Source organism: Leucobacter albus (genome assembly GCF_039528015.1).
GTDB lineage: Bacteria > Actinomycetota > Actinomycetes > Actinomycetales > Microbacteriaceae > Leucobacter > Leucobacter albus.
Window position 1 is genome coordinate 213,632 of the sequence record NZ_BAAAKZ010000010.1, and the last position, 19,361, is coordinate 232,992.

The 19,361-nt window shown below is 68.3% G+C and carries 20 protein-coding genes; 1 reads left to right on the forward strand and 19 read right to left on the reverse strand.

From position 1 onward, the window contains the following. Positions 1–15: 15 nt before the first annotated feature. Both ABD115_RS12050 and ABD115_RS12055 read right to left on the reverse strand, forming a co-directional pair. The gene (locus ABD115_RS12050; RefSeq protein WP_343961127.1) at positions 16–666 is read right to left on the reverse strand and encodes a response regulator; all 651 of its coding nucleotides are present in this window, start codon (positions 664–666) and stop codon (positions 16–18) included. Beyond that, positions 663–1,961 (reverse strand): sensor histidine kinase, encoded by a 1,299-nt coding sequence (locus ABD115_RS12055; RefSeq protein ID WP_343961129.1) that lies wholly within the window; start codon positions 1,959–1,961, stop codon positions 663–665. Before ABD115_RS12055 ends, ABD115_RS12050 begins: the two co-directional genes overlap by 4 nt. 226 nt (positions 1,962–2,187) lie before the next feature. On the opposite strand from ABD115_RS12055, the gene ABD115_RS12060 reads away from it, so the two are divergent. After that, positions 2,188–2,661: a small multi-drug export protein gene (locus ABD115_RS12060; protein WP_343961130.1), complete on the forward strand. Its 474-nt coding sequence runs from the start codon at positions 2,188–2,190 to the stop codon at positions 2,659–2,661. Between the two features lie 124 nt (positions 2,662–2,785). Here ABD115_RS12060 and ABD115_RS12065 read toward each other — a convergent pair whose 3' ends face one another. The 17 genes from ABD115_RS12065 to ABD115_RS12145 form a co-directional block, all read right to left on the reverse strand. Then, on the reverse strand, positions 2,786–4,564 hold the full coding sequence (locus ABD115_RS12065) for a hypothetical protein (RefSeq protein WP_343961132.1): 1,779 nt from the start codon (positions 4,562–4,564) through the stop codon (positions 2,786–2,788). Positions 4,565–4,734: 170 nt separating this feature from the next. Then, positions 4,735–6,111, reverse strand: a complete 1,377-nt coding sequence (locus ABD115_RS12070; protein ID WP_382388973.1) for a PepSY-associated TM helix domain-containing protein — start codon at positions 6,109–6,111, stop codon at positions 4,735–4,737. 101 nt (positions 6,112–6,212) lie between these two features. After that, the gene (locus ABD115_RS12075) at positions 6,213–6,836 is read right to left on the reverse strand and encodes a copper chaperone PCu(A)C (protein WP_343961136.1); all 624 of its coding nucleotides are present in this window, start codon (positions 6,834–6,836) and stop codon (positions 6,213–6,215) included. 122 nt (positions 6,837–6,958) lie between these two features. Beyond that, on the reverse strand, positions 6,959–7,609 hold the full coding sequence (locus ABD115_RS12080) for a hypothetical protein (RefSeq protein WP_343961138.1): 651 nt from the start codon (positions 7,607–7,609) through the stop codon (positions 6,959–6,961). A 201-nt stretch (positions 7,610–7,810) separates the two neighbouring features. Beyond that, a complete protein-coding gene (locus tag ABD115_RS12085) occupies positions 7,811–11,107 on the reverse strand; it encodes a M20/M25/M40 family metallo-hydrolase (protein ID WP_343961140.1) in 3,297 nt (1,098 codons plus the stop codon). Between the two features lie 251 nt (positions 11,108–11,358). After that, the gene (locus ABD115_RS12090; RefSeq protein WP_343961142.1) at positions 11,359–12,888 is read right to left on the reverse strand and encodes an SDR family NAD(P)-dependent oxidoreductase; all 1,530 of its coding nucleotides are present in this window, start codon (positions 12,886–12,888) and stop codon (positions 11,359–11,361) included. Between the two features lie 77 nt (positions 12,889–12,965). Next, positions 12,966–13,307, reverse strand: a complete 342-nt coding sequence (locus ABD115_RS12095; RefSeq protein ID WP_343961144.1) for a hypothetical protein — start codon at positions 13,305–13,307, stop codon at positions 12,966–12,968. Beyond that, positions 13,304–13,918: a hypothetical protein gene (locus tag ABD115_RS12100; protein WP_343961146.1), complete on the reverse strand. Its 615-nt coding sequence runs from the start codon at positions 13,916–13,918 to the stop codon at positions 13,304–13,306. Before ABD115_RS12100 ends, ABD115_RS12095 begins: the two co-directional genes overlap by 4 nt. Further along, on the reverse strand, positions 13,915–14,481 hold the full coding sequence (locus ABD115_RS12105) for an RNA polymerase sigma factor (protein WP_343961149.1): 567 nt from the start codon (positions 14,479–14,481) through the stop codon (positions 13,915–13,917). The genes ABD115_RS12100 and ABD115_RS12105 overlap by 4 nt, the downstream gene beginning before the upstream one ends. A gap of 174 nt (positions 14,482–14,655) precedes the next feature. Next, on the reverse strand, positions 14,656–15,273 hold the full coding sequence (locus ABD115_RS12110; protein WP_343961152.1) for a hypothetical protein: 618 nt from the start codon (positions 15,271–15,273) through the stop codon (positions 14,656–14,658). Further along, a complete protein-coding gene (locus ABD115_RS12115; RefSeq protein WP_343961154.1) occupies positions 15,270–15,854 on the reverse strand; it encodes a DNA/RNA endonuclease G in 585 nt (194 codons plus the stop codon). The genes ABD115_RS12110 and ABD115_RS12115 overlap by 4 nt, the downstream gene beginning before the upstream one ends. Next, on the reverse strand, positions 15,855–16,241 hold the full coding sequence (locus tag ABD115_RS12120; protein ID WP_343961156.1) for an NTP pyrophosphohydrolase: 387 nt from the start codon (positions 16,239–16,241) through the stop codon (positions 15,855–15,857). It lies immediately after the preceding gene. Next, complete coding sequence (locus tag ABD115_RS12125) at positions 16,238–16,429, reverse strand: DUF2273 domain-containing protein (protein ID WP_343961158.1); 192 nt, start codon at positions 16,427–16,429, stop codon at positions 16,238–16,240. Before ABD115_RS12125 ends, ABD115_RS12120 begins: the two co-directional genes overlap by 4 nt. Continuing rightward, positions 16,426–16,941 (reverse strand): Asp23/Gls24 family envelope stress response protein, encoded by a 516-nt coding sequence (locus ABD115_RS12130; protein WP_343961160.1) that lies wholly within the window; start codon positions 16,939–16,941, stop codon positions 16,426–16,428. Before ABD115_RS12130 ends, ABD115_RS12125 begins: the two co-directional genes overlap by 4 nt. A gap of 159 nt (positions 16,942–17,100) precedes the next feature. Beyond that, positions 17,101–18,090: a pseudouridine synthase gene (locus tag ABD115_RS12135; protein ID WP_343961162.1), complete on the reverse strand. Its 990-nt coding sequence runs from the start codon at positions 18,088–18,090 to the stop codon at positions 17,101–17,103. A gap of 52 nt (positions 18,091–18,142) precedes the next feature. Next, complete coding sequence (locus tag ABD115_RS12140; RefSeq protein WP_343961164.1) at positions 18,143–18,646, reverse strand: hypothetical protein; 504 nt, start codon at positions 18,644–18,646, stop codon at positions 18,143–18,145. A 112-nt stretch (positions 18,647–18,758) separates the two neighbouring features. Next, positions 18,759–19,343: a TetR/AcrR family transcriptional regulator gene (locus ABD115_RS12145; RefSeq protein WP_343961166.1), complete on the reverse strand. Its 585-nt coding sequence runs from the start codon at positions 19,341–19,343 to the stop codon at positions 18,759–18,761. Between the last annotated feature and the right edge of the window lie 18 nt (positions 19,344–19,361).

The following is a 19,361-nucleotide window of genomic DNA, read 5'->3' on the forward strand; positions in this document are numbered from 1 at the left end:
CGAGATATTCCCCGCCTAGATCCACCCCTGCTGCCATGCCTGCTCGGCCGCGTCGTGCCGATTGCTCACGCCGAGCTTCGTCATCGCGGCCGACAGATAGTTGCGCACCGTGCCGCCCGAGAGAAAGAGCGTGTCGGCGATCTCTTGCACGCTCGATGTCGTGCGGGTCGCGCGCAGCACGTCGAGCTCGCGGTCGGTGAGCGGGCACCGCTCCGCCGTCAGCGCCGCGGCGGCGATCTCCGGGTCGATATAGCGCTTGCCTGCCGCCACGTCGCGAATCACTCTGGCGAGTTCGCCGGCTGGCGTTGACTTCGGCACGAATCCAGCGATCTGAGCAGTGAGGGCGCGGCGCAGCACCCCGGGCCTGGCGTGGCGGGTGACGATGATGACCCGGGTGGCGGGGGCGTGCTCGGCGATCCGCTCCGCCGCGGCGATGCCGTCTGCCCGGGGCATCTCGAGATCTAACAGGCACACGTCTGGGCGCAGCTCGAGCGCGAGCTCAGCGGCGGCCACGCCATTGTCGGCGCCCGCGACGACGTCGATGTCGGGCTCGAGAGCGAGCAGCGCCTCGAGGGCACTGCGAATGAGCTCTTCGTCGTCAGCGATGAGCAGTCGAATCTGCCGCGCGCTCGCCGAAGCGCCGCCTTCTTCCGTGTGCACAGTCACGCTGCCCCCTCCTGAGGAACCCATACCCGCAGCTCAAACTGCGGCCCTTCCAACCCCGACCCTCCGGGCTGTCGGGCACCGGGTGTGTCTGCAGCGCCCACCGGGGCTGCCCGGGCCCGCGTCACTGCGGCCGTGAGCGATCCACCGATCGCGGCGACCCGCTCGCGCAGCCCGGCGAGGCCCGAGCCCCCGCCCCCGTGTGTGCCCTCGGCGACCTCCGAGGCGTTTCCAAGGCCATCGGTCTCGCCAATGCCGTTATTCGAGACGACCAGCTCGAAGCCTCCCCCGACTGGAGCGAGCGAGATTCTTGCTCGGCTCGCGTCGCTGTGTCGCAAGATATTTGTCGTCGCCTCGCGCACTGCAAACGCGAGTACGCGCTCGGGCCCACCTGCCTCGGGGGTTGCAGCGACCTCGAGCGTGCACGCAGCTCCGGCGAGCGACAGCACCTCGCGAGCGTTCTCGAGCTCATCGCTCAGTCTGACATCGCGCAGCCCCGCGACGAGCGAGCGCGTCTCCTCCATCGCTTCTTTCGCGATGAGCCTGATCGCGCCGGCCTGCTCCGCGGCGTACTCGGGTTTCGTCGCGAGCGTGCGTTCGACGAGCTCGGCCTTCAATGCGATCACCTGCAGGTGATGCCCCTGGATATCGTGGAGATCTGCCGCGAAACGCAGCCGCTCCCGCGTCACCGCGAGCTCTCCGGCGAGCGAACGGGCCTCGTCGAGCCTGCGCACGATGCGCCAGAACCAGAGGCTCGACAGCAGCGCGAACGGGAGCAGCAGCCCGTAGACCGCGACCATCATGCCGACCGGCCGGCCAAACTGCTCGGCGAGCGTGACGCCCCGACTCGCCTGGGCGATCACGGGAATGAGCGCGACAGCGAGCGACACAACTAAGACTGGCCACCGCACCGAGCGGCGCAGCACGAGGCTGAACATCACGGCAGACAGCCAGAGCTGCGCGGCGGCAAAGGCCGGCACCTGCGGCGCCACGAAGGCGATGCCCCACGCCACCACCGCCGGCGCAAACATCGCAACAGTCCATGCCACGGGCGGCTGGCCACTGCCCGAGCCATCACGCAAGAACCAGCAGTAGCGAATGCGCAGCGCCGACGCCAGCACGCACACAACCGCGAGCGCAAACAGCGCAGGCGATTGGGTCTCGGCGAGGCCCCCGAGCACATCGGTAATGACGAGCAGGTCGAGCATCACCAAGAAGAACACCATCGACCCAAGCGTGTAGACCCAGGTCGCGTTCACCCCTGCGAACGGGGCGGGTGGGTGAGAGTTGGTAGCCATCAAATTCAGCTTAGAGGCTGCGCAACGGCAGCCGGGCGCCCAGGGGCTACCCTGGCAAGAGATGTGACAGATGTCACGGGTGGAGCGTGCGTTCTGCCACGCGAAGGCGTGACACCGCGGCACTGGGCGCGCCGCTCGAGCCACGAGAGCATTGAGGTACCGCGGCAACCGCCGCAATCGCCTCGGCGCGTTTCGTTCGAATCACGCCGCTTCCCGAAAGGTCGCCATGCTCGACTCGCTCCAAGAATTCACCGCTTCGCTCCCCGAGTTTCTGCAGTGGTTCGGCATCTTGCTCATCGGCGCTGTGCCATTCCTCGAATCGTATATCGGCTCGGCCGTTGGCATTATCGCCGGGCTCAACCCCGTGATCGTCGTCGCCGCGGCCGTCGTGGGCAACGTGATCTCGATGCTCGCATTCGTGTTTGTCGCCCACAGCGTGCGCTCCAAGGTCGTCGCTGGCAAGGCGACGGCTGAGCTCAGCCCCCGCCGCGCGAAGCTCAAGGAGCGATTCGACAGGTACGGCGTGCCGGGCGTGAGCCTGCTCGGGCAGACCCTGCTCCCCAGCCAGATCACCTCGGCCGCGATGATCTCGTTCGGCGCCCCGAAAAACCAGGTGATTCTCTGGCAAATCATTTCGATCATCATGTGGGGCGTGATCTTCGCCGTGCTCGCGACGCTCGGCGTCTCAGTCATTCGCTGACCCGCTCACCGACAAGCCCGGTGTGGTTGGCGTGGCCAACCGCGCGGTGTGGATCGGTCGCCGCGCGGAATGGGTGTGGGTGGTATGCGTTGCATGCCGCCCACACCCATTCCCGTCTACTCCGCTACTCCGCGTGAGCGGTTTGGGCTCGGCGACGCACTGCGCCAGCGATGACCGCTGCCGCACCCAGTAGGAGCACGCCCGCGCCGACCGCGACGCTCGAGCTCGCGGAGCCACCGGTCTTGCTCAGCGCGTCGGTCTTCGAGGCTGTGCCCGCACCGGGGGTCTTCGTACCGCCGCCGGGGGCCGGGGTCGAAGCAATGGTGACTGCGACTGTGGCCGAGCTCGCGAGCTGTCGCGCATCGCTCGGGGTGAAGCGCAGTTCGACACTGTGCGTGCCAACCCCAAGGCCCGCGAGCACCACCTCGCCGCGGCCCTCGGTGAGGGTGACGGGCTGACCGACAGGAGCGTCACCGCTGAATGCCTGCACCACTCCGCCGACGAGCGCGGCCTCGGGGTTGGCGTCGCTCAGCGGCTCAGCTGCCGCACGGGTGAGCACTGGGCCCTCTGACTCGCCCGGCCCGCCAGGCCCCTCAGGTTCCAGCTCAGGCACAATCGAGGCCACCACCCGCACCGTCGCGGGCCGCTCAGGGGTGCCCGTCGCCCGCTCCGACTCGACAGCGAGCTGCGTCTCGACACCGTTCACCTTGAGCTGTGTCGGCGCGCTCGTCGAACCCACAAACCCCGGCACCGGCACGAAGCGCGCGGCGAGCTGGTGCTCCCCCAGCGGCAGGTCGAAGGTATCGAAGTCGAGCTCGAACCTAGCGGCGCCGTCACCCTCGACGCCGTCGCTGTCGGTCGCGGTCGGCACGGTGAAGACAGCGTTGCCGTCGACGAGAATCTCGATGCCGCCGCGCGGGTCTGCCGTCACGTCAGCGCCGACGCTGCGCACCTCGGCCGTCAGCTTCGCGACAACGCCCGAGCGCACGTCGGCCCGCGCGGCACGCAGGCTGGTTGTGGTCTCGACCTCGCTTACCGTGATCTGGGATGGAGCCGAGCTCGAGGGCGCGTAGTTGCCGCTCGCGCTGCCAAGGTATGAGACAGAAAGCACTGTCGTCGCACCCGGCACCTCAACGCCCGCAAACGTGACATCGCCGTTCGCCGGCACCGGAGCCTCTGCGATGCTTACCCCGTCGGCGAGCAGTTGCGCGGTGCCGGCGATGCCGGGAGCCCCCGGCTTTTCGGGCAGCACCAGGGGCGCCGGCGTGACTTTGGCGTTCACCGTGATGCGTTCGAATGCGTGAGCCGCAGCTGGCGCACTGACAATTTCGGTCGATGTTGACGCCTGCGCGACGGTCACGGTGAAGGGCTCGCTCACCGACGGGAGTGCCGCCGGGCGACCCGGCGCAATCGACTCTGCACCGTCGAACCGGGCAGAGATCGTGTGCTCGCCGGCGCTGAGGCTGTAGACGGCCGGCAGCATGCCGAAATACTTCATCCCATCAAAGCTGATGACTGCGCCTGCGCCGACCTCGACACCGTCGACGATCAGCGCAACTGGCACAACACCGACAAATGCATGCGCGCTCATCTCGACCCGAAACGTGAAGATTCCGGGCAGACCGTAAACGAGTGGGCCGTTGCTCAGCTCCACGAACGATGCCGTTGACACCGTAGCCGTGTTCTGCTGTGGCGAGGCTGCGGGGGCCTCAGGCGCGGCAAGGGCGCCGGGGGCATCCTGCGCCGCAAGCGCGGGTGACGCGCCGGCGAGCCCGGCTCCGCCCAGGCTCAGCGCGGCAAGCGCGACGGCGGCAACGGCTTTGCGCGCACGGGCGCGGCCAGTTCGAACAGGTGTGGGCGCGCCAGCAGTGGTGCGCCTTGGAGAGGGCAGACGAGAAGACATGCCAGCAAGCCTAGAATCGCGCGCAACCCCACCTGCCAGAGCGGGCCGAAGTGTGCGCGATTTGACGAGCGCCGTGCGCAATTTGCACGACGCGGCCGGCGGAGTTCGGGAGATTCAGGTCTCCCCTCCCACCGCCGGCCGCGCCGCTTTGCTCGTTCAGCGCGCAGCGGCTAGCCCGGCTTCCGCTCGGCACCCGGGCCGGCGTGCGCCAACGCCCGCCGCTGGCGCACCACCCCGACGAGCGTGTCAACAACCACGAACCCGACGAGCGTCCACCCCACGAACGGGAGCAGCACGCCGACGCCGGCGGCCGCGAGCAACACGAGCCCTACTCCCCACCACGGCGCGCCGCGAATCACGCCGCGCCGCGGCGGGCTCGCGAACTCGAGCGGGGAGCTGCGCGTCGGGCGCCTGCGCCACCACATGAGGTACCCGAGCACAACGAGGGTCGCGATCCCCGCGGCGATGAAGAACAGCACGATCTGGTTCACCAGACCGAACATCACCCCCATGTGCAGGTCGATGCCCCAGCGGCTGAGCTTGGCGAGCGGCGAGAAGCCGGCGAAGTCGACCCGATCCACCACCTCCATCGTGCTGCCGTTGATCGCAACCGCGTCGACCTCTGTCGGGTACTTCGCCTGAATCTCTTTCACGACCCAGGCCTGCCCCGGTGCCGCCGGCGGCGAGATCTCGACCTGCCCCGTGTTCACATTGATGCGCTGCGCGATCGCGAGCATCGCGTCGAACGTGTCGGGGTTTGCCTCCCCGGTCGGGGCAGCGACGGGGCCGTGGTGGTGCGCATGCTCGTCACCGCCAGCAGGGGCACCGTCGAGGTTCGTGTTCACCGCGGGCGTCGCGCCGCCGAGCGCGTGTCGCACCGTTCCGACGTTGCCTCCCCCGTACTGCGACCAGGTGATGCCGGTCGCCGAGAGAAACAGCGCACCGAGCAGCACCCAGATGCCGAGCGAGGTGTGCCAGCTCAGTGATTTGCGGTAGCCGCGGTATCTGCGGTTCGGGCGCACGAAATCCTTCTTCGTGCGCGACTTGCGCACGCGCACGACCCAGAGCCCCAACCCCGCCAGCGCGATGATGCCGAGCCACGACGCGGCGAGCTCGCTGTAGACGCGGCCCGGCTCGCCGAGGTTCAGGTTGCGGTGCAGGCTCGACACCCAGGTGCGCAGCGGCAGGGCACCGCTCGAGCCATAGGCAACGAGCTCGCCGCGAATCTCGGCCGTCGCCGGGTCGACAAACACCGCCGTCGATTCGCTCGGGCCGAGGCCGGGGGTGGCGAACATCACGCGGGTCGTCTGCCCCGGCTCGGGTGCCGGTCGCACCGCGCTGAGCGCGCCGCCGTCGCCGATGTGCGATTGCGCGGCGCGAATCTGCTCGGCGAGCGGCAGCTGCGTGTCACTCGCCGGGGCGCGCAGCTCGTGCGAATACACGATCTGCTCGGCCGTCGGGGCAAGTGCGTAGAGGCCGCCCGAGACAGCCGCGACGAGAATGAACGGGCCGACGAGCACGCCGGCGTAGAAGTGTAGCCGCAGCATGAGCTGGGCGAACCAGCCCCGCTGCGGCTTGGCGCGGGGCGCCCGCGGCGGGGCTGGTGAGCCCGCCGCGGGCGCCGTAACCGTTGTCGTCACCGCGGTGCTCAGTGACCGCTGTGGGCGTCGTGCGCAGAGTCGGCTGCCTCACCGGAGGCGGCGCCTTGCTCGGCGCCGTGCTCGGCGCCGTGACTCATCTCGCCGTGGCCGCCCTCGTAGTTCTCGTTCGCGCCAGCGTAGTCTTTCACGATCGCGGTGAAGTCGAGGGTCGAGCCGTCGGCGAAGGTGAGCGTGAACGTGACGTCGTCGCCCGCCGTCACAGCCTCGGGCAGGTCCATGAGCATGATGTGGTTGCCTGCGGGCTCGAGCACGAGCTTGCCTCCGGCGGGAATCACGAAGCCGCCCTCGACCTCGCGCATCACCATCTGGCCCGACTCGTTCGCGACGGTCTCGTGCAGCTCCATCATGGGAGACGCCGCCGACGAGACCGAGACGACGTTCACATCGGTGTCGCTCGAGTTCTCGAGCACGCCGAAGCCAGCGGTCATGTCGCCTGGCCCGGCCGACTTCACCCAGGCCTCTTCGATGGTCACCGAGTCTGCGGCCTGAGCGCCCGTCTGCTGGGCGCTCTTCGTGTCACCGCCCGCGCCGCCGGAGCAGCCGGTGAGGGCGATGAGTGCCGCGGCGAGCACAACACCAAAACGGGTCGCGCGAGTGTAATTCTTCAACATTGTGTGCCTTTCAAGCATGCAAATCTCCGGCCGCACGCGTGTGGCGTCGGCCGGGCACCGCGCCGGGGCATGGCCCTGCGCGGTGCAGAAAATGGAGATGCTGCGTGGGGCCGCGGCGGGTGTTAGCTGGCGGCCCCGCGGGGCCGGGGCGGGCCGCGAAGGGAGCGAGCCGACGCCGTGAGCTGGGCCAGCACCGCCCAGCCCGCGGTCTCGCCCGCGCCGATCGTTGGGGCAGCAGTTCGCCGAAACACCGCGGGAACACTGAGCGGTTCGGTGAGGCCGTGCTGGGCCCACGCGACGAGGCGCTCGCCGAGCGCCCGCAGGGCGTGAATAGCCTGCTCGCCGCGGTAGAGGAAGAGAATCGTAATGACCGCGCCGACAATGTGCGAGAACCACATCACGGCGTCGCCCTGAATAAGCGCCGCCTGCTGGTCGGTCACCAGCGGCATCGGCATCGCGGCCGCGCCGTGGTGCTGGTGCGCGTTCGCCAGCGCCGCCGCCGGCCCGCCGCTCGAACTCGGCGCACCGAGCACGAACAGCGTGTGAAACAGCGTCTGGCTCGCGACGACCGACAGCGAGAGCCGCGCGAGCGACAGCCGCCTCCCCGCGAGCAGCACACTCACGAGCAGGGAGAGCACGAAGGGCACGCAGATGCCGAGCGGCTCGGGCATCGCCCCGCCCGCAAGCACGTGCGAGAACAGCGCCGCGAAGGTTGCGATGGCAGCAGCGCTCGTTCCCCGCACGAGGTGCGGCAGGCGTGAGGCTGACTGCATACCCACATTATTCACTACTGGCTGGCCGCCAAGGTGGGAGCCAGCGGAGCGCGCTCTCGCGGGTGGCGCAGCGGGGCCGGGCGGGGAATGTGGCCGCGCGCCTCGGGCCGAGAACGGGCAGGGCCGGGGTGGCGGATCCGCAGATCTCACCACCCCGGCCCGTGCAAGGGGCCGCGCGCCCTCAGCGACGCGCGTGCCCTGCTACTGGCGCAGCTTGCGACGCGACAGCACCACGAGCGTGCCGCCGAGAAGCAGGATCAGGGCCGCGCCGCCAGCGAGGCCGGCGAGCGGGAGCCCACCGGTCGCCGCAACATCGCTACCCTTGCCGTTGCCGCCACCCTTGCCGTCGCCGTTGCCGCTGCCTGGCCCGGTGCCGCCACCGTCGGTGCCACAGGCCTCGGCCTTGTAGGGCTCGGCGGCCTCGGTCTCAGGCCCGTCACCTGCGCGCTTCACCGCGGTGAGCGTTTCGCCACACGGCACCTCACCGGTGATGACCCACTTGCCGTTCGCGTCGACGGTCGCACCCTCGAAGACGTTACCCTTCGAGTCGCGCACGATGACAACCGTGTCGGGAGCGCCGTCGAGCACATTGCCCTTCGAATCGACGTGCACCACAGTGTCGCCGACGGTGTAGCTGCCAGCGACGTTATCGCCGTCGATGAGGAACGACTCAGACTCGGTCGACTCGGTGCCGTCAATGTGGGTGTTCGTGAGCGTGATGGTGAGGCGACTCTGCGCGCCCTCCTTCACAACCTCGGTCGACACCTTCGTGTCGATGACGGCGTTGTCGATCGAGACGTAGACCGCCTCTGGCGACGAGAACTCCGCGTTCTTCGCGCCGTCGCCGAACGTGAAGAAGCCGCGCTTCTCGATCTTGCCGCGCTCGGGGAACGGGTCTTCGTTCGTCTTCAAGAACTCGGGGTTCACCGTGTACATGTCGGTCTTCGAGTCGGCGACGATCGCCTCGACACCGCTGTAGTCGGAGTCGGTGATCGCGAGGTTGACCGAGAGGTAAATTGCGTTCGGGTCGGTCTCGGCAGAGCGCGACGAGAAGAACTGCGAGGCGTCTTGCCCCTCGGGCACCGCGAGCTCCACGGGTTGGCCGTCAACGATGATGTTGAACGCGAAGTCGCCGTAGCCGCCGTCGACGAACTTGGCCCAGACCTCGTCGCTCATGTGCGCCGGGCGCTCCACCTTGAACTCGAGCCGCATCGGCGCGACGTAGGTGCTGTCGAGGTACTCGGGGTCATCGAGGGGCAGGTAGACGCCGCCCTTTTCGTGCCCGAGGTCGTACGACGCGGCCGACTTAGTGGTGTTGCCACGGCCGTCCCACATCGGAATGTTGAACGAGGTCGCGCCGAGGAGTGCCTGCGAGTCGAGGTGCTCAGGGGTGACCGCAGCCGAGGCGTCTGCGAACGTGCCGATCGTCACGTCGAGCAGATCGAGATCTGAGCGGTTCGCGTTCAGGCCAGGCATGTCGGCCCACATGAACTGCGCGCCGGCCGGGCCGCTGTAGCGGGCCATCTCGAGCATCGCGTCAGCCATCATCTTCGTCATCTGCACGGCAGACTCGACGCCCATGCGCTCGTTGGCGGTGTGCCACCAGCGCTCGTTGCCCGGAATCACCGCGCCGAACGCGGTCATCTTGTTGCGGAAGTTGCTCGCGAGCGTGCCGCCGGTGGTGCCGAGCGGGTAGACGATGTCGCTGAGCTGTGCCGGGCCGTCGAACGACGCGGGGTCGTGGTTGATCGACGCCTCGTAGCTCGCGAACTGCAGCGCAGTGAGCGGGTTGTCGTGCGTGACGTAGAGGCCCTGACCGATCGGCGCCTTCAGATCGCCGATCGCAAAGCCCTGCCCCTCGAACGCGGCCCTGACCGCGGTCATCGCCTGGGCCGAGTCGGCCTCGGTGACGTGCATGCTGCGAATAAAGAGCGGAATGTCGAGGGCGCCGGTGGCGGCCGTGTAGAACGGCGCTGGCTTCTCGTCTTTGATGCCGCCCATTAGCGCGAACGTGAGGTTCGGGGCGCCGTTGGCCGGGTTGCGCAGCAGGTTCTCGGGAATGCCCAGGTACTTGCCGAGGTAGGCCTCGCCCTCGACCTCACCGCGGAAGAACAGGTCGGAGAGGCCGGCTGCCGCCTGCTTGAGGCGCAGCTCGTCTGGGGTGACCCCCATGGCGTCGAGCGCGCTGTTGATGAGCGACATGCCCCACACGACGGCGTTCTTGCCGTACTGCGGTGTCGGCATCTCCATCGTCAGGCCGGTGTTGATCTCGAGCGTGAGCGCGTCGTCGGCGATGCTCGTCTGCACCTTCGGCGTCGTGTGCTCGGCCGCGGGCAGCCAGCTCTTCGCGGTCGCCGCGTCGGTCACGGCCGCGACAAAGCGCTCGCGATCGGTGTCTTCGACGCCCGCGAGGCTGAGCGTAAAGATCGCGCGCGAGGCCACCTGTGTCGTGCTGCCGTACGCGATGTCTTTCAGCGTCGGGTCGCCCTCGCGGAGCGTCACACCGGCCGTCGCGCCCGTCAGACTAAACGCCTTCCCTGCGTCGGCCGACAGATCCATCGACACATTCGGGGTCACCGCGCTTGTGTTGCCGATGATCACCGGGAAGCGCGAGTCAGAGGTGTACGCCGCGATCGGCGTCTCTTCGCGGTTGAGGTTCTTGTAGGCCCAGTTGTCGTAGAAGCTCGGGTTCGCGTTGTACGGGATCGACTGGAACGTTGCCGTGTCGGCAGCGGTCGGGGTGCCGGGGCCGCCGTCTTCGTAGACGCCCATCGTGATGCGAATGCGGCGGTCGAGCGGCAGGCCGGCCTCGAGCAGCGCCTTCGCCGCGAACATCGTCGCGAGCGTCGGGCCGCTGTCGTCTTGAATACCGGCGCCGTAAATCCAGCCGTCTTGAATGTACGGCGAGTGGTAGGCGCCCTCGGTGCCGAGGTTGCCGTCGGCGTCGCGCCAGCGCTCGAGCTGCGCCGCCGACACCGACGATGTCGGAGAGTCGAGGTGGCTGAGCGCCGAGATCATCTCGGGGGCCTCGGGGTCACCGATTTCGACGTAGACGTACTTGTCTTCCTGCCGCTGCACGACGACGGGGAAGCCGAGGTCTTGGCCGAGCTTCACGACCCAGGCGAGCTTCGCGACCTTGCGGTCGTACTCGTACTGGTTCTGCTCGTTGTTGCCGACGGCGAACGGGTAGGCGGTCGGCACCGCTTCGCTCCCCTTGCCGCGCGAGATCGAATCGTAGCTCGAGCCGTCGAGCATTGCTCCGACGAGGCTGAGCGGGTCGTACGAGCCGTCGCCGGCGCGCGCCTTGGCGACGCGCCCGGTGAGCGCCTCGACCTCGGCGTGAATCGCTGCGCGATCGGCCTCCGTGAGCGACAGGTCGTAGGTGGTGCTCGGCTGGAACTGCTCCTCGGCAGCACTCGCCGTCGGCAGACTCACCCCGACCCCAAGCGACAGTACCAATGACGCTCCCAGCGCCACCGCAATAGGCTTATGCCTCATTGCATTAATCTCCTTCATCGGTCCCCAATGACCGCCGTGAACATTCGCGACTTCGCGAGGCTGAGCGCAACTCAGGCCACCTTCGAGACTCTCGAAATAGATGACTCAAGTCAAACATTCCCAGCGTGTCGGGCCGACTATTTGTGAGTAACCTCAAGGCCCGCTCAAGAGGCTTGTGTGGGCCGAGTCAGCTCGGGTATAAATCGCACTTTGTACGCCCGTTCAGCCGCTTCGGGCCCGGCGCTGGAGCGCTACCAGGGGCTCGGCTCGTAGTCTTTCACGAAGCAGCCGTAGAGGTCTTCGCCCGCCTCGCCGCGCACGATCGGGTCGTAGACGCGGGCGGCGCCGTCGACGAGATCGAGCGGGGCGTGAAACCCCTCCTCGGCCATGCGGAGCTTCGTGAAGTGCGGGCGCTCGTCGGTGATCCACCCCGTATCGACCGCCGTCATCAAGATGCCGTCGGTTTCGAACATCTCCTCCGCGCTCGTGCGGGTGAGCATGTTCAGCGCGGCCTTCGCCATGTTCGTGTGCGGGTGGCCCGGGCCCTTGTACTTGCGCGCGAACTGCCCCTCCATCGCCGACACGTTGACCACGTAGGTGCGCCGCGCGGGCGACGCCGCCATCGCGGCCCGCAACCGGCTGATGAGAATAAACGGGGCCGTCGAGTTGCACAGCTGCACCTCGAGCATCTCGATGGGGTCGACCTCGTGCACGTGCTGCACCCAGCTGTTCACGTGGGCGACGTCTGGCACGAGCCCGCCCGCATCGATCGCCGAGCCGTCGGCGTGCTTCTCAAGCGACGATGAGCCGGCAGACATCGCGAGCGCCGTGAGGTCTTCGGCGCTGCGGTGCGTCGTGAGGCCAGCCGCGACCGTGCCGGCCAGGGCTGCGCTCGAGAACGCATCGAGCGACACGGTGCCGTCTGCGCCAACCGACGACTGCAGCGCGCGCGGGTGCAGCTCTGCCGGGTGCCCGAGCGACTCTGTCTCGGGGAACACGCCAGCCGGCAGCGGCTGCGACTCCGCGTCGGCGAGCAGCGAGTATGAGCCCGGCGAACGCCGCACCGTTTGCGCCGCGTTGTTGATGAGAATATCGAGGGGGCCGCGCGCCGCGACCGAGTCGGCGAGCGCGACGACCTGAGACGGGTCGCGCAGGTCGATGCCGACGATGCGCAGCCTGTCGATCCACTCGGCCGAGTCTGGCAGCGAGGCGAACCGGCGCGCTGCGTCGCGCGGGAAGCGGGTGGTGATGGTGGTGTGCGCCCCGTCGCGCAGCAGCCGCAGCGCGATATGCATGCCGATCTTCGCCCGCCCGCCGGTGAGCAGCGCGCGCTTGCCGCTGAGGTCGGTGCGGGCGTTGCGCTTGCCGTGGCTGAACTCGGCGCAGCTCGGGCAGAGCTGGTGGTAGAACGATTCGACCTTGGTGTATGGCTGTTTGCAGATGTAGCAGGCCTGCGCGCGTCGCAGCTCCCCAACAAACTTCGCCTCCGAGGTCGCGGTGAGCGTGAGCCCGCGCGTCTCGTCGTCGATGCGATCTCGGGCACCGGTCGCCGTCGCCTCGATCACCAGACGGTTCGCCTCGGCGATCTCGTTGCGCTGCGCCCGGCGCCGCTCGCTCTTCGCCGCTTTGTACATCGCCGACGTTGCACGGCGAATCGCAACCACATCGGGATGCTCGCTCGGCAGCGCCGCGGCCGCGGCAATCACGCGCAGCGCGGTGTTCAGCTCCGCGGGGTCGATTGCGCTCGGCTCGGGCACGGCCCCAACGGGTGTTTCGGTCATTGCGCTGATTTTACGCTAGCTTGCTGGGCAGCGCTTTCGCGCGCGGCGGTTAGCGCGCGGCGGTTAGCGCGCGGCGGTTAGCGTGCGCCGTTCACGTGAACGACCGTGAGCTCGATCGACGCCACGGGGAGTTCGAAAGAGGCGAGCAGCGTCGCGACCTCGCGGTGCGCGAGCCGCAGCACGTCGACGCTGCTCGACGTCTGCCGCACCCCGATCGATGCCGAAACGCGCACACCCTCGTCGGTGCGCTCAACGCGCACGAGCGGATCGGCACGCCGTTGCCCTCCGACGAGTTCTTCCCCGGCCTCGAGCAGCTTCGACACGGCCGACCCCGAGCGAAAGAGCCCGGTCACGCCTGCGACCTCAAGAATCGAGCGCTCAATCTCGGTAGCGAGCAGGGGTGCAGTTGCCTCGGTCATGTTCCATTCTCTGTCTGTGCGGGTGCCCGGTGTATGTCTCGAACGACGACGTCGACCGACACGATGTTCAGCGTGGTGTGTGCTGCGAGGTAGGCGCCGATCTCGGCCCGAACGAGTTCGCCAAGCTCGACGACCGCCGCGCCGTACGGTGCGCTCATCTCGACGCTGACGCTCACCGGCGCGGCCGGCTCGGTGATGTCTCCGTGGAGCGTGCACTTGCCGAGCAGCGCCCCTGGCGCAGCCCGCTCGGCGCCGCGAATAAGCCCGCGCACCGCGCCCTCCGTAATGCCAAGGTCAGCGCCCGCCTCAGCCGGAGCGATGGGAATGCGGCGCCCGGCCCGCGCGTCGAAAGAGATGCTCGACAGGATGCGCTGCACCCAGCCCTGATCGGCCCCCGCCTCGGCGGCCGTGTCTGCAGCGAAGAGCTGCTGCGTGAGTGGGCCGAGCCGCTCGAGCGCCTCGAGGGCGATCTGGCAGCTGGCAGATTCGTCGATCAACGGGTCTGGGGGCACACGGCCCGCTTCGAGGTAATCGGAGAGCTCCTCAATGGTGTGCCCATCAAGATCTTCGGGGTCAAACCCGAGGAGCCTGCGATGTTCGTTTGCGTTCACCGCCACTCCTCCATTCGAACAATGATGTGTTTGCGTGCGCGTGCGAGCTGCCCGCGCACCGTCGCAGTCGAGAGGCCGAGCTCCTCGGCAATCTCGTCGTAGCTATACTCCCCGATCTCTCGCAACACCCAGCACTGCCGCTGGCTCTCGGGGAGTTGGTTCAGCGCTTCAGCGAGCGCGGCAAGACCCGCGTTCGCTTCGGCCCTGCGGGGAGGGTCGGAGCTGGCCGAGACCGAGATCTCGAGCGTTTCAATATCGGAGCACGGCCGAATCGAGCGAATGCGGTCGATCGCCTTGCGGCTCGTAATTCGCATGAGCCAGCTCTTCACGCGGTCGGGGTGTTCGATCGTGTCGAGCTGCTCCCACGCGGCGATGCAGGCCTCCTGCACCACGTCGTCGAGCTCTGCTGTTCCTGGAAGAATGCGCCGAGCGTAGGCGCGCATCATGGGCGCGTACCTGCGCACAAGCACCGCGAACGCCGCTGCGTCTCCGTCGGCGGCGCGCCCAGCCAGAATGCGATCGTCGGCGTGCTCTAGGGCGCTTCTGTCTTGGTCGTCGTTCATCCGTTGCTCCCTCGCTCGAAGGGTCCCACCGGTCGGAGGGGCTCGGGCAGCAGCGGTGCCGCCCCGCTTTCATCCTCGTTTCGCATTGCGACTCCCGCGAGCTTTTTCACCGTTCGTTCACGCGCTGTTATTCAGCCAGAAACTCTGTCGTTGACGGGTACCATGCCAACCGCGCTACCGCACCCGCGGCTGCTCAGCCGCCAGCTTTGACCGCACGCTCGAGTGAATCGAGACGAACGCGGGTGTCTGCTTGCCCGTCAGCAGCTCGAGATTGTCGATCAGGGTTCCCACGAGCGCCGCAACCTCAACGGGCGAGACGTTCTGCCGCGGGGTCACGCTCACGTGCAACACGTTCTCCCCCCGAACGCGCCCCGCACTCACGCGCGAGGCAAGAATCTCGTCGTGCCGCGCAAGCGAATCTGCGAGGGCGTCTGCGGCGAAGCCGTGGGCGATAGTAACTGCGCCGAGGGGGCCCTCGCCAGCGTCTTCTCTGGTCACCGTCGTGCTTCGACCCCCGCCGAGCCGCGCGACGATCACGACCGCGACCACGACGATGGCGAGCAGCAGTGCGAGCGCACCGACGACAAGCCAGCTCACGGTGGTCGACTCGTGCAGCCGCGTGCTCGCCTCGGCCGCTGTCAGCCAGGCCTGCGCCCCCGCCATGGCGGTCTCCCAGCGGGTCGCGGCAGCCGGCCACACGGCGGCGGCGAGCGCGGCCCCTCCTGCTCCGAGCAGCGCCAGCCCGATGATCAGCAATACGGCACGGTTGACCCCGCGGTTCGTGGCGTTCACTCTGCACCTCCCTGATGTGTGCGCGACTGCACCCTCGCCCGCACGCGCACCGCGGGCCGCAGCCCGTAGTCGGCAAGCGCCGCTTCGGCGACGGCCCGCACCTGCGAGCTGTTGACCGTGTGCCCAGGTTCGGGCCGCACCGTGACGTCAGCGCTGCGATGGCCGATGCCAACGACCGCCCCATCGCGCGCGAGGTCGAGCTCGCGTCGCACTCGCTCGGCCACCGCAGAGGCGACCACGCCGTTGTCGACGACGACCGCGTGGGCCGCGGCGCCGAGCTGATGCCTGGAGCGCATTCCCGGCGCAACCGCGAGCCCGATGAGCACGAGGCCGATGGCCGCGGCGACGGCGGCTCCCGCCGCGATCATCGTCGAGCCCTCATCGCCTGGCAGGTTAACGAGCCAGGTGGTTGCCTCCCCCGGGGAGACAAGCAGCGGCTTCGCGCCGAGCAGGTGCAGCACGAGTTCGGTGCCCGCGTACACTGCAGCGATGGCGACAAGCGTCAACACGATGACGGCAATGGCCGTGCGTGGCGAGTGCATCTCCCTGCGCACGACGCGCGTGAGCACTGCGTTGCCCATCTATCTCACCCGCTTTCTCTCCGGTACGATGGCTCCGGTCACGGTGACCGAGACGCGGCGAATGTCTCGCCCCGTCAGCCGGGCCAACTCTTCCGCGAGGGCAATCTGCATCGCGCGCACCCGCTCGAAGATCGGCGTCTCGTGTCGAATCTCTTCGCTCTGCTCAAGCCCGGGTATCGGTAACTTCGTCGCAACGCGAATAGTCAGGCCGCCGCCCCACTCCGCAATGTCAACGCTCACCCCGTCTCGAGGAGCGCCCGCCAGGTCTGCGGAGGCCGCCCTGACCGCCTTCTCGAGCGCCCGCGGGCGCACGCGCACGGTGCCCCCGACCGGGGCTACAGGGGCGACCGTCGCGTGGCTGGGCGCCCCACCGGTCGCGCTGCTCATGACGAGGTTCGCCTGCCGCTGAACACTCCGGCGAGGGCGCGAACGTCAAGCTCGCCCGACAGCATGCGGCCAACGAGCGCGCCTGCGCCCATGAGCAACGCGACGAGCAGAAAGCCCCAGAACCCGAAGATGAGCCCGGCGAAGGCCAGCACTGCGCCGGCCAGCGCCCCGGTCACTGTGGCGCTCATGAGACGCGCGACTCGGAGTCGTCGTCGGAGTCGTCGCTCGGCAGGTGCACGTCGTTGACGTCGATGTTCACCTCGACGACCTCGAGCCCGACCATGCGGCTGATGGCGCCTGCGACCGCGTTGCGCACATTCTCGGCGACGTCTTGCATGGGCGCCGGGTAGTCGACGACGATTGTAATGTCGGCCGCGGCCTGGGTCTCGCCGACCTCGACCTTTACCCCCTGGGTGAGGTCTGTCGCGTTCACCGCGTCTCGCAGCGCGCCGAGCGCGCGAGCCCCGCCGCCGCCGAGCGCATACACCCCTGCGACCTCTCGCGCGGCGATGCCGGCGATTTTGGCGACGACGCCCTCGGCCACCGTGGTGCGGCCAGCTGAGTGCTGGTCGTCGTTGGAGCCACCGCTAGGCTGCACGCGGTCGACTCGCGCGGAGCCCACGGTCGCCTGGGCAACCCGGCGCGCTGGAGACTCGGTCGCGTCAGCTGCAACGGTTGTGTTCTTGTCTTCGGTAGCCATCAGAAGTACCTCCACTGTGGTGGCACGGCCACGCGGCCATGCCGTCGTTACGAGCGAAGAACGTCGCTCTACAGGTGGGTCGTGTCGCGAGCGGAATTCGTCACAAATTCGTGGCAGAACGCTGGGAGGCTGCTGGGTGGCGCGCCCGGCGTCGCGCGCCTAGCGCTGCGGCGCTGGCTGGAGCGGAAGGTGCAGCTCGCTCGCGAACCGCCGCTCGCTGCCGTCGACCGGGTCGACGAACTGCAGCTCGCTCGCCAGCAGTTGCAGGGGCGTCGTGAAGTCATCGACGGCGACCTGGCGGGCGGTCGGGTAGAGCGGGTCACCCGTGATGGGAATTCCTAGCCCGCAGAGGTGGATCCGCAACTGATGCGTCTTGCCCGTTCGCGGGGTGAGCCGGTACACGCCCCGGCGAGATGCACCACCGCCGCCGTCACCACCGCCGTCACCGCCAAGCGCCATCTCCTCGGCCGCGGTGAGTTCGCGCTCGAACTCGACGAGCGACTCGGAGTTCGGTTCGGCCCCGTCGATCACCTCGGCCTGCATGATGCCGGGCTCTTTCGCGAGGTGATTGCGCACCGTCACCGGGAGCGCGAGGTCATCGCGAATGCCCGCAACGGCGCGGTAGGTCTTCGTCACCTCGCCGTACTGAAACAGCGATTGGTACGCGCCGCGCCACCGCCGCTCGGTTGACAGCAACAGCACCCCAGACGTCACCCGGTCGAGCCTGTGCATGGGGGTGAGCTCGGGCAGGCCAAGCTCGTGCCGCAGCCGCACGACAACGCTTTCGCGCACGTGCCTGCCACGCGGAATCGTCGAGAGGAACGCCGGCTTGTCGACGACAATGATGCGGTCGTCGCGAAACAGCACGCGAATCTGCCCGGGCACGGGCGTCTCCTCTGGCAGGTCGCGATAGAACCACACGAAGATGTTCGAGCGGTAGCGATCTGTCGCCCGCACCGGCTCCCCCGATGCCACGACGAAACGCTCGTCGGCAATAAAGGCGTCGACGTCAACGTGCGCGCCGACGCGATGGTGCAGCCAGTCGCGCATGAGCGGCCACTCGTCTGGCGACTCCCCGGGGCGGGCGGCCGTGCTCAGCCAGGCGGCGTCGAGCCCGAGACGCTGGGGCAGGGGCGAACGCGGGGGCACCAGACGAGCCTACCGCCCGCTCAGCCCTTCGGCCGCGCGGGCACCGTTGCCGCTACGAGCAGTTTCCGCAGACGCCAGACAGCGCCATCAGCATGAAGCAGTTCGGGCACACCGGCTGCACGCGCTCCTGCTGCGCAGCGGGCTTGACCTTGGGCTCAGCCTTCGGCTTTGCGACGCGCGCGGTGCCTCGCTTGGCGCCGCGCGCCGGCTTCACGGGGCCGCGCTCGGCAGCGAGCTCCTCGGCCTCGATGATCGCGCCTCGGCCGTGGAGCGGGTGGTCTACCGCCCAGGTGCCCGGGCGGCGGCGGCTCTCCCAGCGCGGCGCCTCGCTTCCGACGACCGCGACGATCTCTTCCTCGGTCTGAAAGCCGACGCTGTAGCCCTTGCGCACCTGAATGTCGGGGGCACCGTCGGAGCGCACGACCGTGATGCCGCCGTCAGTGCGCAACAGCCGGTCGATCGGCATGCGATTCAGCAGGGTCTTGAGAAACACGCGGTTTTCGACGGGGGCCCTACGGTGCACCAGCGCCTCATCGAGCGACCCGTATCGATTCAAAGGTGATTCGTTCGATGCCAACAGATCCATAATGCTGCCCTCCCAGGTGCGTGCGGGCGAAAATGTGCCACCCACCAGTATCTCGCACTTTGGTCGCCCCGCGATCACTGCGCTACCCGCGAGAGGCCCCTGGGGCCTCGAGCCGTTGCCTCGCCTCGTTCAGGTAGATCGAGAGCGCTCGGCGCGCCCATGCAGGCGTGCACTCGTCGCGCACAACGACGTGCAGCGTGAGGCCGTCGACGAAGGCGTGCAACTGGTCAACGAAGTCGTCTGAATCAGACCCGAGCCATGCCGCGACGTCGTGGCAGACGGCGCGAATATACGCGTTGGCGCGCGCCCGCACCGGCTGCAGCTCGACGTCAGCAACCGCCGCCATTTCGAGCGCCAGCCACACCACCGCCTCGGTGTGCTTCTCATCGTCGACCGGAATGAGTTCGAGCAGCGCGCTCTCACCCCATGCTCCGTCTCTCGGCAGCGCCGTCACGCGCTCCTGGAGCCGCTCGAGCACCGCCGAGATCGCTCGCTCGCGAACGGTGCTCTGGGTCGGAAACGAATAGCGCAGCGAGCTCGGCGCCAGCCCGGCCTCTTTTGCCACGCTGCGCACCGTGAGCGCGGTCATCCCCTCGCGCGAGATCACCCGCCAGGCGGCCTCAACAACCGCTCGATCGCGGGCCTCGTGATCGAGCTGTCTTGCCATGGCATCATTCTCGCACAA

What these genes read in the sequence shown, in the direction of transcription:
- ABD115_RS12105 (WP_343961149.1), bottom strand. Translation starts at nt 14,481, where the DNA reads ATGAACGACGACCAAGACAGAAGCGCCCTAGAGCACGCCGACGATCGC.
- ABD115_RS12120 (WP_343961156.1), bottom strand. Translation starts at nt 16,241, where the DNA reads ATGAGCAGCGCGACCGGTGGGGCGCCCAGCCACGCGACGGTCGCCCCT.
- ABD115_RS12055 (WP_343961129.1), bottom strand. Translation starts at nt 1,961, where the DNA reads ATGGCTACCAACTCTCACCCACCCGCCCCGTTCGCAGGGGTGAACGCG.
- ABD115_RS12130 (WP_343961160.1), bottom strand. Translation starts at nt 16,941, where the DNA reads ATGGCTACCGAAGACAAGAACACAACCGTTGCAGCTGACGCGACCGAG.
- ABD115_RS12095 (WP_343961144.1), bottom strand. Translation starts at nt 13,307, where the DNA reads ATGACCGAGGCAACTGCACCCCTGCTCGCTACCGAGATTGAGCGCTCG.
- ABD115_RS12065 (WP_343961132.1), bottom strand. Translation starts at nt 4,564, where the DNA reads ATGTCTTCTCGTCTGCCCTCTCCAAGGCGCACCACTGCTGGCGCGCCC.
- ABD115_RS12080 (WP_343961138.1), bottom strand. Translation starts at nt 7,609, where the DNA reads ATGCAGTCAGCCTCACGCCTGCCGCACCTCGTGCGGGGAACGAGCGCT.
- ABD115_RS12115 (WP_343961154.1), bottom strand. Translation starts at nt 15,854, where the DNA reads ATGGGCAACGCAGTGCTCACGCGCGTCGTGCGCAGGGAGATGCACTCG.
- ABD115_RS12070 (WP_382388973.1), bottom strand. Translation starts at nt 6,111, where the DNA reads ATGCTGCGGCTACACTTCTACGCCGGCGTGCTCGTCGGCCCGTTCATT.
- ABD115_RS12125 (WP_343961158.1), bottom strand. Translation starts at nt 16,429, where the DNA reads ATGAGCGCCACAGTGACCGGGGCGCTGGCCGGCGCAGTGCTGGCCTTC.
- ABD115_RS12090 (WP_343961142.1), bottom strand. Translation starts at nt 12,888, where the DNA reads ATGACCGAAACACCCGTTGGGGCCGTGCCCGAGCCGAGCGCAATCGAC.
- ABD115_RS12075 (WP_343961136.1), bottom strand. Translation starts at nt 6,836, where the DNA reads ATGTTGAAGAATTACACTCGCGCGACCCGTTTTGGTGTTGTGCTCGCC.
- ABD115_RS12060 (WP_343961130.1), top strand. Translation starts at nt 2,188, where the DNA reads ATGCTCGACTCGCTCCAAGAATTCACCGCTTCGCTCCCCGAGTTTCTG.
- ABD115_RS12145 (WP_343961166.1), bottom strand. Translation starts at nt 19,343, where the DNA reads ATGGCAAGACAGCTCGATCACGAGGCCCGCGATCGAGCGGTTGTTGAG.
- ABD115_RS12085 (WP_343961140.1), bottom strand. Translation starts at nt 11,107, where the DNA reads ATGAGGCATAAGCCTATTGCGGTGGCGCTGGGAGCGTCATTGGTACTG.